Origin of the sequence: Pseudoalteromonas aliena, assembly GCF_038155085.1 — a bacterium.
GTDB classification, from domain to species: Bacteria; Pseudomonadota; Gammaproteobacteria; order Enterobacterales; family Alteromonadaceae; genus Pseudoalteromonas; species Pseudoalteromonas aliena_A.
In genome coordinates, this window is sequence record NZ_JBAKAU010000008.1 from 124,385 (window position 1) to 138,839 (window position 14,455).

Annotated in this window: 13 protein-coding genes and 1 pseudogene; 10 read left to right on the plus strand and 4 right to left on the minus strand. The window is 38.0% G+C overall.

What is annotated here, in order from left to right; genetic code table 11:
* Positions 1–33: 33 nt before the first annotated feature.
* Positions 34–381: pseudogene (locus V6260_RS09975) on the minus strand (mechanosensitive ion channel protein); the annotation flags it as partial.
* Between the two features lie 305 nt (positions 382–686).
* Here V6260_RS09975 and V6260_RS09980 point away from each other — a divergent pair.
* From V6260_RS09980 to V6260_RS10000, 5 genes are all read left to right on the plus strand, one after another.
* Entirely contained in the window at positions 687–893 is a 207-nt protein-coding gene (locus V6260_RS09980) for a hypothetical protein (protein ID WP_341593927.1), read from the plus strand.
* Between the two features lie 213 nt (positions 894–1,106).
* On the plus strand, positions 1,107–3,242 hold the full coding sequence (locus V6260_RS09985; RefSeq protein WP_341593928.1) for a M3 family metallopeptidase: 2,136 nt from the start codon (positions 1,107–1,109) through the stop codon (positions 3,240–3,242).
* A gap of 110 nt (positions 3,243–3,352) precedes the next feature.
* Positions 3,353–4,207 carry a DMT family transporter gene (locus V6260_RS09990; RefSeq protein ID WP_341593929.1) on the plus strand — a complete coding sequence of 285 codons (855 nt, stop codon included), beginning with the start codon at positions 3,353–3,355 and terminating at the stop codon, positions 4,205–4,207.
* Between the two features lie 40 nt (positions 4,208–4,247).
* Complete coding sequence (locus V6260_RS09995; protein WP_341593930.1) at positions 4,248–5,501, plus strand: glycerophosphodiester phosphodiesterase family protein; 1,254 nt, start codon at positions 4,248–4,250, stop codon at positions 5,499–5,501.
* A gap of 79 nt (positions 5,502–5,580) precedes the next feature.
* Positions 5,581–6,315 (plus strand): dienelactone hydrolase family protein, encoded by a 735-nt coding sequence (locus V6260_RS10000; RefSeq protein WP_341593931.1) that lies wholly within the window; start codon positions 5,581–5,583, stop codon positions 6,313–6,315.
* Positions 6,316–6,335: 20 nt separating this feature from the next.
* On the opposite strand, the gene V6260_RS10005 is transcribed toward V6260_RS10000, so the two are convergent.
* On the minus strand, positions 6,336–7,259 hold the full coding sequence (locus tag V6260_RS10005) for a LysR family transcriptional regulator (protein ID WP_341593932.1): 924 nt from the start codon (positions 7,257–7,259) through the stop codon (positions 6,336–6,338).
* Positions 7,260–7,416: 157 nt separating this feature from the next.
* Between V6260_RS10005 and V6260_RS10010 the strand changes: the two genes are divergently transcribed.
* From V6260_RS10010 to V6260_RS10030, 5 genes are all read left to right on the plus strand, one after another.
* Complete coding sequence (locus V6260_RS10010; protein WP_341593933.1) at positions 7,417–8,100, plus strand: type 1 glutamine amidotransferase domain-containing protein; 684 nt, start codon at positions 7,417–7,419, stop codon at positions 8,098–8,100.
* Between the two features lie 115 nt (positions 8,101–8,215).
* Positions 8,216–8,797, plus strand: coding sequence for a rhomboid family intramembrane serine protease (locus tag V6260_RS10015; protein WP_341593934.1), 582 nt, complete (start codon positions 8,216–8,218; stop codon positions 8,795–8,797).
* 77 nt (positions 8,798–8,874) lie between these two features.
* Complete coding sequence (yghU, locus tag V6260_RS10020; RefSeq protein WP_341593935.1) at positions 8,875–9,720, plus strand: glutathione-dependent disulfide-bond oxidoreductase; 846 nt, start codon at positions 8,875–8,877, stop codon at positions 9,718–9,720.
* A gap of 263 nt (positions 9,721–9,983) precedes the next feature.
* The gene (locus V6260_RS10025; protein ID WP_341593936.1) at positions 9,984–11,924 is read left to right on the plus strand and encodes a bifunctional diguanylate cyclase/phosphodiesterase; all 1,941 of its coding nucleotides are present in this window, start codon (positions 9,984–9,986) and stop codon (positions 11,922–11,924) included.
* Positions 11,925–12,198: 274 nt separating this feature from the next.
* The gene (locus V6260_RS10030; RefSeq protein WP_341593937.1) at positions 12,199–13,578 is read left to right on the plus strand and encodes a VCBS repeat-containing protein; all 1,380 of its coding nucleotides are present in this window, start codon (positions 12,199–12,201) and stop codon (positions 13,576–13,578) included.
* 88 nt (positions 13,579–13,666) lie between these two features.
* Here the strand turns inward: V6260_RS10030 and V6260_RS10035 are convergent, their stop codons facing one another.
* Positions 13,667–14,122 carry a hypothetical protein gene (locus V6260_RS10035; protein ID WP_341593938.1) on the minus strand — a complete coding sequence of 152 codons (456 nt, stop codon included), beginning with the start codon at positions 14,120–14,122 and terminating at the stop codon, positions 13,667–13,669.
* A 12-nt stretch (positions 14,123–14,134) separates the two neighbouring features.
* Positions 14,135–14,410, minus strand: a complete 276-nt coding sequence (locus V6260_RS10040; RefSeq protein ID WP_341593939.1) for an EF-hand domain-containing protein — start codon at positions 14,408–14,410, stop codon at positions 14,135–14,137.
* Between the last annotated feature and the right edge of the window lie 45 nt (positions 14,411–14,455).

A 14,455-nucleotide genomic window follows, 5' to 3' on the forward strand; every position in this document is an offset into this window, starting at 1 on the left:
AAAAAGTCACCCATAGGCGACTTTTTATTAGAACTACGACCTTTTAAAAGCAATTTCGCCGTCTATATGAATATCGCGCTGTGGAAGCGCAATCACTACATCATGCTCTTCAAATACAGCATAAATACCAAAACTGCGTACTTTTCTAAGCATGGTTTCAGACTCGGCGCATACCCAAAAAATAGCATTAAACACTAAAGAGCTATCTGCAAAGTCATCAAATAACACTGATGACTTTGGATTAACCAATATTGCATCATGATCATCAAGCACTTGCTGGATAAGCTTTTTAACCAGTATAACGTCTGAACCATACACAACGCCGACACTGACCGATAAGCGTGCATTGCCATCTATCAGTGTCCAGTTTGTTAATGTATTACAAACCACCATAGCAAAGAATATAAGTGGCACTTGAATTACTTTTGCTTTTGTAATATTCACGTCGTTATAAGTGAATATTACAAAAGCTAAGTATTGATTAATTTGTTCCAGGGTATTTAGTGTTCCCGATATCTTTTTTTGCTTGTTATTCGTTCAGTAAAAATAAGTGTAATTCAGTTTTCGCTAAGCTTAGCACGGCATAAGAGTGTTAAACGCCAAGTTAATAAGTTCGATATTAATTTTATTAACTCTTTATTGCACCAAGTGCTATATAAATAGTGTACAAGCACTGGAGATCACTTATGACACAATTTACTTTAAATCAAAGACTCGCAACTTTGCAGCCGCAGGTAGATTTAAAATTGTTTGAAAGCAGCCTAGATTACCGAAATAAAGTTTTGTACTTGCTGGCCGAACAAGAGCAAACTCCAGTAACTATCAATAAAGAATTTGGACAACAATCTAATAGCCTTGGATCTGAAAGAAATTTTATCCTTGGTTATAACTAATCGCCTCTAAAGCACAAAATCATATTATTAAGTAACTCAAACGTTCATTTTCAGAGCTACTTTTACCCCCCTTAAAGCTAAATATTAGCTAATTTGCGTTTAAATCCCCCTTAATACCGATAAACTTTATTGTATAAACCCCAAAATTTGATAAGTTAACTAGGTTTTTCGACTCGCAAAGCCTATTTCGGCTAATTTTTTTATGGAGTTATTATGCGTAAAACCCTAATCGCCACTACGATTGCTAGTGCCCTAATCCTATCGGCTTGTTCTTCTAACGAACCTACAGACATGACAAAAGAAAGCACAGCGCAAGTACAAGACATGAACGCAAACAATGTTTTATTCAAACCAAGTCCATTACAATACATGGCACCTGAGTTTGATAAATTTGGCACAAAAGACTACGAACCTGTTTTCGATGCTGGTATAGCACAACACACAGCTGAAATAGAAAAAATAGCTAATAACCCAGCTCCTGCAACTTTTGAAAATACATTAGTTGAAATGGAACTATCTGGCGAGCTACTTAACCGTGTATCGACTGCTTTTTATAACCTTTCAGGTTTGATTTCGAATGACGAATACCAGCGTATAAGTAAAAAAATGGCGCCGATATTATCAGCTCACTCTGATGACATTTACTTAAATGGTGCATTATTTAAGCGCGTGCAAACGATTTACGACAACAAAAGCTCGCTTAATGCTGAAGATCAACGTCTTGTAGATTTTTACTACAAGCAATTTGTAAAAGCAGGCGCTAAGTTAAATGACGCTGAAAAAGCAAAAATGCGTGAAATCAATTCACAACTTGCAGAGCTTTCTACAGCGTTTTCTCAAAACATTTTAAAATCGTTTAAAGAAGACGTCATTGTCGTTACTGATAAAAGTAAATTAGCAGGTCTTTCAGAAGGCGAAATTGCAGGCCTTGCGGCTGCGGCTAAAAAAGCAGGTAAAGACGGCTACATGATCACGCTTGTAAACACAACGCAACAGCCAATTTTATCAAGCCTTGAAAACCGCGATTTACGTGAACAAATCTTCAAAGCGTCGGCAAATCGTGCTGCCAAAACCAATGGCCCTATTATTATTAAAGAAACGAATCTACGAGCTCAAAAAGCTGAGCTTTTAGGCTTTAAAGATTGGGCATCGTATGTCATGACATCACGCATGGCACAAACAACTGACAACGTGTACGGCATTTTAGATGATCTTGCGCCTAAAGCGGTTGAAAAAGCAAAAACAGAAGCCGCTGCCATTCAAAAAGTCATTAACGACTCTGGTGAAAGTTTTGAGCTTAAACCATGGGATTGGGCTTTTTACGCTGAGAAAGTACGCGCTGAAAAATACGATCTAGACCCTGCACTTGTTAAACCATACTTTGAAATGAACTCTGTAATTCATGATGGGTTGTTTTTTGCGATGAACAAGCTTTACGGTATTACGTTTAAAGAGCGTAAAGACCTACCTGTTTACCACGAAGATGTAACTGCTTATGAAGTGTTTAACGCCGATGGCAGTACTATTGGTTTATTTTACATGGACCCATATGCACGTGAAGGTAAACGTGGCGGTGCATGGATGAGTTCATATGTAACTCAAAGTGGCTTAAAAGGCACTAAACCTGTAATTTACAACGCACAAAACATTCCAAAGCCAGCACAAGGCGAACCTACGCTTATGACCTTCGACGAAGTGTCTACAATGTTTCATGAGTTTGGTCATGCGGCGCACGGTTTATTCTCAGACGTTAAATACCCAAGCCTTGCAGGTACTGCAACAGCACGTGACTTTGTTGAGTTTCCATCACAAGCAAACGAAGATTGGATGATTGAGCCTTCAGTACTTGCTAACTACGCTAAGCACTACAAAACGGGTGAACCAATTCCAAAAGCACTACTTGATAAAGTACTTGCTTCGCAAAAATTCAACCAAGGTTTTGGTACTACTGAATATTTAGCCGCTGCTTTACTTGATATGGAATGGCATTCATTTGGTTCAGATAAAAAGATCAGTGATGTACAAAAGTTCGAAAATGATGCGTTAAAAGCACACGGTATTGATTACTACCCTGTTCCACCGCGTTATAAATCAAATTACTTTAGCCATACATTTGCCGGTGGTTACTCAGCAGGTTACTACGCCTACCTTTGGACTGAAGTATTTGCAGCCGACGCCTTTGCACATATGGAAAAACATGGCGGCCTAACACGTAAAAATGGTGATAAGTTCCGTAAAGAAATCCTATCAAAAGGTAATAGCCGCGACTTAATGCAAAGCTATCTTGAGTTTAGAGGCCAAAAACCAACTACCGACGCACTACTTAAGCGCCGTGGTTTAGTTGAATAATTAACAATCTAATTATTCTATTATAAAAGCCCGCTTGCGGGCTTTTATTGTTTATACATTAATTTATAGCAGATACACTAACCTCATTAATTATTTAATAAATGACGGTTATGAGCTATTTATTTGCAGTTACCCTACTTTGGGCATTTTCATTTAGTTTAATTGGCGTGTACTTGGCGGGCCAAGTTGATGCTTGGTTTAGTGTATTAATACGTATTGCGTTAGCAACACTGATTTTTTTACCTTTTTTAAAACTTAAACACATGTCAAAGCCTCTCGCCTTTAAACTTATGCTAATAGGCGCCCTACAGCTTGGTATTATGTACGGTTTTTATTATCATTCATTTTTATTTTTAAGTGTTCCTGAAGTACTACTCTTTACCGTTATGACTCCTTTGTACATTACTTTACTAAATGATGCTTTGAACAAACACTTCAACCCTGTTTTTTTTATCGTCGCGTTTATTGCTGTAATGGGTGCAATTACTATTCGCTATGAAAACCTAAATAATAATTTCATCATCGGCTTATTACTTGTCCAAGGCGCTAATATAAGCTTTGCTATTGGCCAAGTTACCTACAAACGCTTAATGGCGAACAATCAGCTTGATGAAAAAACCGTATTTGGATGGTTTTTTATCGGTGCACTTATTGTTGCCACTATTTGTTATGCATTATTTGGCAATGCCAGCAAATTACCAAGCACCTCGACTCAATGGGGAGTACTTATATATTTAGGAATAGTCGCCTCGGGATTAGGTTACTTTATGTGGAATAGAGGCGCAACGCTTGTCAACGTTGGAACGTTAGCTGTAATGAATAACCTGCTGATCCCAGCGGGGATCATTGTGAATGTTGTTATATGGAATAAAAATGCCGACATATTAAGATTAAGTATTGGCGCTGGCATAATGCTAACAGCGTTATTGATAAATCATCACTTTAATAAAACAGCCATAAAATAACGTTAAACTAAAGCTAATTTAAATTATAAGTGAGTTAATCATGTCTCTAAACCCATTGCTAATTACTCTGAGTTTTATTTTTATTAATGGTTGTGTAACAAAGCACGCTTTAACTCACTCCTCTGCTGAGAATATTCAAGTCGGTTCACGCCCTTATTACTTAATTAATGATATGGCTCACAGCACACTAAAAACAAAATTAGAGTCCTGCAGTGAAGGGCCTTTTTACCGCACCGATTTTGCTATTGGTCATCGCGGTGCGCCAATGCAATATCCAGAACACACTAAAGAGGCTTATATTGCGGCAGCGAGAATGGGCGCAGGCATTGTTGAATGCGATGTTACATTTACAAATGACAAAGAGCTTGTATGTCGCCACTCTCAATGCGACTTACACACCACAACTAATATTTTAGCCATTCCTGAGCTTGCAGCTAAATGCAGTACCCCCTTTACACCAGCCGACCCTGCTAATGGTATTACTGCATCAGCTAAATGTTGTACCAGCGATATAAGCTTAGCGGAATTTTTAACCCTTGAAGGTAAAATGGATGGTGCAAACACTAATGCAACGACCGTTGCCGATTACATGGATGGTACACCCAATTGGCGCACTGACTTATACGCCACCAGCGGTACAGTAATGACCCACAAACAAAGCATTGCACTGTTTAATGAGCTGGGTGTAAAAATGACCCCAGAGCTAAAATCGCCACAAGTAAGTATGCCATTTAATGGCATGACGCAAGTGCAATATGCGCAAAAAATGCTAGATGAATACATCCAAATGGGTATTGCTCCTGATCGCGTTTATCCGCAATCATTTAATCTTGATGACGTAAAACACTGGATTAACACCACCCCTGACTTTGCAGATAAAAGCGTATACCTAGATGGTCGTGACAGTGACGCAGGATTTGATCCTAATAATCCACAAACATGGCAACCGAGCATGGATGAACTTGTGGCTGACGGCGTTAAAATTTTAGCGCCTCCTATTTGGATGATGCTAACAATTGATAGCGAAAGTAATATTGTGCCATCGCAATACGCAATTGATGCCAAAGCAGCCGGTTTAGCGCTTATAGCATGGAGCCTTGAGCGCTCAGGGCCGCTAAATAAAGGCGGTGGTTATTACTATCAATCGATTGCTGAGGTAATAGATAACGATGGCGACATGATGAGGGTTGTTGATGTACTCGCAAAAGACGTGGGGGTAATGGCTATTTTTTCAGATTGGCCTGCTACGGTAAGTTATTATGCCAGCTGTAATAAAATGCCTGCGAGTATATAAATACTCCACAACAGTCGTTTATTTTATCGCGCTCAGTTACCATATCAGCATACATAATTTTATTTTACTGAGCGCTTTTATGATAATTCAACACCATATTGCAGACTTACCAACACCGACAGGTTTAATGCGAACAACCATCTACCGTCCTCAAGCGCAAGGACAGTTCCCTGCTATTATTTTTTATTCTGAAATTTTTCAGCAAACAGCACCCATTGCACGCAGCGCAGCTATTTTAGCTAGCCATGGCTTTGTGGTGTTAGTGCCTGAAGTGTTTCATGAGTTAAACCCTATAGGCACTGTGCTTGCTTACGATGATACAGGTAAAGATAAAGGCAATGCCGACAAGTGGAAAAAACCACTTGAGCACCACGACAGCGATACACAAACTATGATCGACTTTATTCGATTACAAAGCTATTGCACAGGCACCGTCGGCGCAATGGGCGTATGTATTGGCGGTCACTTAGCCTACAGAGCAGCACTCAACCCTGAAGTTAAAGCCGCTTTTTGTTTATACGCAACCGATATCCATAGCAATACATTACCGGCAAAACCGAACAATAACTCATTTGAACGTATGGCTGATATACAAGGTGAAATTCACTTTATATGGGGTAAACAAGACCCGCATGTGCCAAAAGAAGGTCGCGCTAAAATATACCAGCAATGTGTAAGCACGGGCATTAATTACCAGTGGCAGGAAGTTAACGCACAGCATGCCTTTATGCGTGATGAAGGTGAGCGATACGATGCAGCCCTTGCAATTAATATGTATCAACAAGCGGTGGCATTATTTAGCCGAACTTTATAAATGCTGTAAAAAACTACTCATTAAGTACTTTTCAGCATACCTAAAGCGGTATGCTGTTTTACAAAGTATGCTTTTAAGTAATCAATAAACAATCGTAGTTTTTTAGAGCCCGCAGCCCCTGGTGGAAATACTCCGTACAGTTCAATATCTTTGCTTTTATAATCATCTAATATAATTTCAAGCAGCCCAGCTTGTACTTTTGGCCACGCATCGTAAAGCGGAATACGCCCAATGCCATGCCCCGCTTCTACAAAGGCAGTACGTGCGGCGGCGTTATTAGTACTTAAACCGCCTTGCATTGTAATATCGTGTTTTTTGCCATCTTTTGAAAGGGTTAACGTTTTGCTTCCTAATTGATAAACCACCCATTGGTGCTCTGTTAATTCTAAAGGTGTTTTAGGTTTACCAAAATGAGTAAAGTAATCTGGTGCGCCACAAATGCAGGTGCTCATTGTAGTCAGCTTGGTGGCTTGTAAATTAGAATCGCTCAATGCCACACCTCTTATAGCAAAATCAAAGCCATTTTTAATAATATCAACCACGTCGTCAGTAAGTTGTAAGTCTATTTTTATTTTAGGGTATTGGCGCTTAAACGTATTTATTGCGGGCACAATTAACTGCATCCCCACATTTACTGGACAACTAATTTTAAGTAAACCTTGTGGCTCACTTTTTATATTTTCTATTTGCTGATTAGCCGCATTAGCTTGTTCGGTAATTATTCTACAACGTTCATAATAAGTAATACCTGCCTCAGTAAGCGCCATGGTACGAGTTGAGCGATTTAGTAAAGTAACTTCAAGCTGCGTTTCTAATTTTTTTAAATGATAACTTGCAACCGCCCGTGTAAGCCCTAACTGCTTAGCCGCCGCCGTTAAACTGCCCTGCTCTACAATTTGGGCAAATACAACCATGCTCTTTAACTGCTCAAACGACACTTTCATAAATGCTCCGTAGTGTGTTTTAAATTCAACCTTTTTATTGTATCAATTATTAAACCAATAAAGTTAAATTTATCATCGTTGTTTAAAGCAAGGTTAGTGCATATAGTAATTGATGAGCAAGATTAACTAATCCAGATAATCACAAGGAATATTTTCAATGTCTAAAAAAATACTTATGGTTCTTACATCTCACGCAGAACTTGGTAACACTGGCGAAAAAACAGGTTTTTGGGTAGAAGAATTTGCAGCCCCTTACTATGCATTTGTTGATGCAGGCGTTGAAGTAACGTTAGCGTCTCCAGCTGGCGGCCAACCACCAATTGATCCGACAAGCACACTTGCCGATTTTCAAACAGATGCTACAAAACGTTATGACGCAGACAGCGTAGCACAAACACTTATGGCAAATACTAAAGTGTTGAGTGAAGTGAAATCTAGCGATTTTGATGCGGTATTTTATCCAGGCGGCCACGGCCCATTATGGGATTTGGCTGATAACACTGATTCAATCTCTCTTATCGAAAACTTTGTAAAAGAGCAAAAACCGGTAGCTGCGGTATGTCATGCAAGTGCAGCATTTTTAAATGTTAAAGATGTTGATGGCAATGCATTAGTCGCGGGTAAAAAAGTAACAGGATTTACCAACTCTGAAGAAGCGGCAGTGCAACTTACCGATATAGTGCCATTTTTAGTTGAAGACGAGCTAATTAAAAAAGGTGGCGATTATCAAAAAACTGACGACTGGGGCGTATTGGCGTTAGAAGATGGGTTAGTCATTACCGGCCAGAACCCAGCAAGCTCTGAACTAGCAGCTAAAAAACTATTAACTAAGTTAGGTTAATTGGGATTAATTACTAAGAAAGCACAGCGTTTTTGCGCTGTGCTTTTTTAATTGCTTTTCATTAGTAAATACAATTCCTATACTGGCAACTCTTAAAGTCAATTAGGGCGATTATATGGTAACCAAGCCAACCACACTGTCATTACTAACTAGTACCCGCTTCGCAATTTTTAGTGTTGTTACTATTTGCTTTGCATTACAGGTGATCAATAGCCTTCCTGGTATAAACCTAAATGGTTTAGGTATATATCCACGCAGTATCCAAGGCTTAATTGGCATACTATGCGCACCTTTTTTACATGGTAGCTGGTGGCACTTCGCCAGTAATATGGTCCCATTTGTGGTGTTAAGTTGGCTAATTTGTCAGTACAGCGTAAAGCGTTTTTACAATGTATTTATTTTTACTGCTTTAGTGGGCGGGTTGCTAGTCTGGGCATTTGGCCGAAGTAATATACATGTAGGTTTAAGCGGCGTTATATATGGTCTGTGGGGCTTTATTTTATGCTACGGTTTAGTAAGACGCTCATTAAAATCAATTATAATTGCTGTTGTAGTGGCTGTACTTTATAGCGGTTTTATATGGGGTGTTTTGCCACAGCGATATCATGTATCGTTTGAAAGCCATTTATTTGGAGCACTAAGCGGGTTCTTTTTAGGTTATAGATTAGCAAAAGCCGATAAATTAAAAGGTCGGTAAATTATATATTAGGGCCTTTAATTAATTTTTTATGGCCACATTTATCATGTATGTATTTCATCTAACAGAGGTTATTTATGAGTGATCAAAACGAATACACTCCACCAAAAGTATGGACGTGGGAAAGTGAAAGTGGCGGTAAATTTGCAAGCATTAACCGCCCAATTGCAGGCGCGACTCATGACAAAACTCTACCTATTGGCGAGCACGCATTTCAGCTTTATTCTCTTGCTACGCCAAATGGCCAAAAAGCTACAATTATGTTTGAAGAGCTTTTACAGCTTGGTTGCACAGATGCAGACTATGACGCATATTTAATAAACATAGGTGATGGCGATCAGTTCGGATCTGACTTTGTTGATATTAATCCAAACTCAAAAATCCCAGCGCTAATGGATCATTCAACCACCCCACCTACCCGCATCTTTGAATCAGGTTCTATTTTACAGTATTTGGCTGAAAAATTTGATGTACTCATCCCTAAAGATTTAAAGGCTAAAACAGAGTGTCGTAACTGGCTGTTTTGGCAAATGGGTTCAGCTCCATATTTAGGTGGTGGTTTTGGTCACTTTTATAGCTACGCCCCAAGTAAAATGCAGTACCCTATTGATCGTTTTACCATGGAAACTAAACGCCAACTTGACGTGTTAAATCGTCATTTAAGCGAAAATGAATACATGGCCGGTGATGAATACTCAATTGCCGATATTGCAATTTGGCCTTGGTATGGCTCGCTTGTTTTAGGCGACTTATATGATGCAGCTGAATTTTTAGATGTAGCCTCATACACCCATGTTGTTCGCTGGGCAAAACAAGTTGCTGAACGCCCTGCTGTAAAACGCGGTCGCCGTGTAAATCGCACATGGGGGCCCGAGGAAGAGCAAATGGCAGAGCGCCATAACGATAGCGATTTCGAAGGTTAAATCTACATAACAGCAAGTAAAGTCGTTAACACTTTGTCCTGCTTGAAAATTTTAAGGCTCATAATAATTATTTATTATGAGCCTTTTTACTGTGCTAACTTTTTTTTTTGCTTTCATAAGCTATATTTGTTTTATATTAAAGTTTTATTTAGCTGCGTAAAGGCTTATTAAGCTCTTTGTATTATCAGTATTACATTGGTGTAATTTGCTAAATGGTTTACTTAATTTCCTAGGGATTGTTTTTTTGAAAAAGGTTTTAATTAGTGCCATACAACAATTTAAGTACTGGTGAGCGAAAAGAAGCGCTCAAAATTTTATACTCGAATGCTGTTTCCGGAATTGCCGTTTCTATATTAGTGAGTGTTGCTTTAGTCTTTGCTTTTAATATAAATAATGAAAAAGCTAATCACGATAAAATAGTATGGTTTGGCATAATAATGTGCGTACTTACTTTGCGCGTTATTGATGTAACACTTTTTTTTAAAACTCAAAAATCAAACCAGCCTTACAAAATACACTCTTATATAAGACGCTTTACAGTTGGCTGTATATTAACAGCCATGTCTTGGTGTGGGTATGCTCTTTGGTTTCATAGCACATCCTCTACTGTAGAGGTTACTACGACTATTGCTATTTTATCAGCGCTTGCTGGCGGCTCTGCAAATTTACTGTCTGGTAGTCGTTTTACAGCAGTTTTATATAGCTTTACTTTATTAGCGCCGTACTCTTTTTTACTCACATTTTCAAACGATCGTTTCTACCACATATTGGGGTTATTAGGTTTAACTTTTTCCACAATTATGATTGCTTCATCATATAAATCAGCCACATTTACACATAGTGCTATTAAGCTCAAAAACCAAAACCGAGAGCTACTTAATGAAATGGAAAACAAGGTTGAACAACGTACCGAAGAAATTTACCGCTTATCAAATACCGATCCACTTACTAATCTACTAAACCGAACCGCATTTTTAAAAAATGCAAACAAACAACTCGCCGATAATCCTAAAGAACCCTTTGCTTTATTATTTGTAGATTTAGATGGCTTTAAACAAATTAACGATACGTTGGGTCATAAAATAGGTGATAAGGTTTTAAAAGAGGTTGCACGAAGAATTAATAACGTGTGCGACCAGTACCTTTTTAAATGTAGGTGGGGCGGAGACGAATTTTTAATTTTAACTATGTACCAAAACAAAACCCAACTGGTAGAGTTTGCAAATAATGTGCTACAGAGTATTGGCGCCGAACACGAAAAATATAAGTATCAAAAATGGGTGTCTGCCACTATTGGAATTGCCATATACCCAGAGCACGGTAACGACTTACATACCATAATTCGCTCTGCTGACACCTCAATGTATCACCAAAAACGCATGACTAAAGGTAATATAAATATTTATAACGATTCGCTCAAATTAAAGCAAGAGAGGGAATATCTTTTAAGCCAACGCTTAGCCAGTGCCGTAGAAGAAAACGGTTTGAGGCTAGTGTTTCAGCCTATTGTTGATAGCAAAACAAACAAGGTTACCTCGTTTGAATCATTATTACGCTGGCAATTAGACGGTGAAAATATTTTTCCTGATGAGTTTATTACTATTGCTGAGCAATACGGTTTAATTACCGAGCTAGGTCTTTGGGTAATCGATCAAGCCTGTATTCAAGCTAAAAAATTTAGCCATTTGCAACCCCAAATTGCTATAAGTGTAAACGTATCGGTTATTCAATTACAAGATCCTGACTTTGTAATTAAGGTATTAAAAATAGTAAATACCCACCAAGTAGAGTCTAAAAATCTACATATAGAAATTACCGAATCAGTTTTTGCCGAGGATAAACTCACATTTTTGACTGCTGTTAAAGCACTTCAAAAACAAGGTTTTTGTATTTCAATTGATGATTTTGGTACTGGATACTCATCACTCTCAAGCATGCTTGATATTGGTGTAGATATAGTAAAAATAGATAGAAGCTTTATTCAAAATATGGATAAAAGAGGATTAAGTATTATTCATGCAATTGTACAAATGGCCTCATCTTTAGACTTTATGGTTGTTGCCGAAGGCGTCGAAACCATTGAGCAAGCAAACACACTCACTAATATTGGTGTATCCCACCTTCAGGGTTATTACTTCTCAAGGCCAATGGAAGTAGATTTTGTAGACGCTTATTTACATGGTCAAAACAAATTTTGTAGTTAGCAACCAAAATCCACTAAAAGTGCTTAGCTGCAACATATAAGCTATGCGCTTCCCCTTCTTGTTGATTAAAACATAATCTTACAATTACTTACACCCAGTACATAGTAATTAGCGTAGGCTAAATATAATCCAACTTACATAAGTATATTACGTTTGAATTTGCGCTAATTAGCACAACAGCCAGCACTGAACATAACAAGTTATGCGCTACGTTATTTTAATAAGTGAACAATAAAAACGTGATTAAATAACTAAATATATAAAAGGAATTTGCATGATAAAATCACTTTGCTATTCACTCATCACTTTACTTACCCCCATGAGCGTTATAGCTCAAACAATGGCAATAAAAACAACGGATGAATTAGTATCAACCGATTCAGAGATTTTATTTGCATATAATAAAGAATCAAAACAATTAGAAGCCATCAATTTACTTACATCACTTAGTAGTGAACTTGCTTTACCTAAAAACGCCATCGGGTTTGATGTGGCAACACTTGCTAACATTACCGATAAACAAGCACTCGTACTAACAAGTGATGGCGTATATAAAGCTCAAGCAGGTAAACCAACATTGTTGTTTAATTATGAGTCGGTTCTTAATCAATTAAAAATAGATAAATTTGAAAAAGTAGACTTTGCTTTCGATGCTAACAATGATGGACTAAGCGATATTTTCATTCCTGGTTTAGTAAGCAGTACTTTATACATTCAAAATAAAAATGGCAGCTTTAAGCCTAGCCAATTTAAGCAAACGCCTAAGTATGAAGGCCGCTTTTCAGGAAAAGGGCTTTCTCTAGAAGTTAATATTAACAATAAGCCCGTTGTTATCGATTTTAACCACGACGGATTAAACGACCTAGTTTTTTCAAATGACTTTGGAGCAGATGTACTACTAGCTAATTCAGAGGGCTTTGAGCAAAAGCTCACCTCAATTGATTTTAACATCGAGCTAGGCGAGCTAAGCAATGGCGAGACTCGTAAAATAAACCAAATTATTGATATTAATAACGACGGATTTCTAGATTTTACAACCAGACAGTTTAAGCCAACGCAAGGTATGGACTCGCTAGATATAAAAATAGCACATACTTTGTACCTAGGGAGTGCTAACGGTTTTACTAATACACCCATTACTTTATTTGAAACACAGGGCCCTAGTGAGTTATTGCTCAAAACTGATTTTAATAATGATGGCTTAATTGATTTACAAAAAATGGACTTAGATATTGGCTTAGGTACTATCGCGTCTATGGCATTGGGCGGTGGCAGTACTGATGTAGATGTAGAAATGAACCTCTATAAACAGCAACCCGACGGCTCATTTGCCAATAAATCGAGTATTGAACTTGATTTAGAAATGGAAGTGGGGATGAATGGCGATGAATCAGAACCGGGTCTCTATTTAGGAGATATTAACGGCGACAGCTATATTGATGCGGTATACAAATACAGTAAAAAAACGCTGTATATTTATTATGGAAAGCAAGATTCACTACTAAATGATAAACGCAAAAAATTAAAGCTAACGCTGCCTAAAAATAATAAAGATATTCTTCTGGTAGATATAAACCAAGATGGTAAAAAAGATTTTGTATTTAAATTTACCGAAGAAGATGGCACCAGTTATATAGAAACACGCTTAAATTAAGCCAATAAAAAAGCCCAACAGAATCAACCGTTGGGCTTTGGACTTAAGACTTTCGAGTAACAGTCAGCTTTGGCCTAAGTAATAACACTTAAACAGTTACACTTAGCAGTGAATCACCTTCACTTAAACCAAACTTCTCCTGCACTGATGCAAGGATTGATTCTTTATCTTCATCAGACAACTGGCTTGAATACTCAGTTAATAGCTCATCTAGGTAGCTCACTACCTCATCCGTATCTACTGACTCAAGTGAATTTTGTGGCGGTGGCGGCGGTCTTTGACCTTCTGCTCTTCCTGCATCACCAATACTTTTAGCATCAAAATCAAGTTCGCCCATTAGATCCGCAAGCTCTTTTGTTGGCGCAATTCCTTGTTCTTTAAACGCCGCTTGAATACTTTGCGCATCATCGCTAGTTAAGTTTTCTGCATCAAACTGTGCAAGTGTTTCTTTAACAAAATCGCTTTGCTCTGTTGTTAATTTTGCAGCTTGGCTACTTTGTTGCGACATGAAACTCGCAGAGCTACTGTTTATACTATTAATCATTTTAGTTTCCTTTCAACGTTTACGACGAGGTGGTTTATGATCGCTAAGTTCTTGTTCACTAATTTCGCCATTACCATCAGCATCTATAGAATCAAAAATTGTTTGTGCATCGCCATGCGGTGGTTTTTTAGCACTAAACTCTTCAAAGCTAATTACGCCATCGCCATCAGTATCAATAGTTGAAAAGTCTGGCTTTTCAGGAGGGTTGTCACCGCCTCGAGCAGCTACATTAGCTGAAAAAGCAATAGATAATACTGCCACAGTGGCAAGAGTTGAAAAATGCTTCATAGTAATAACCTCGTATTTAAGAATTACACTAAGCTTACGTTTTAA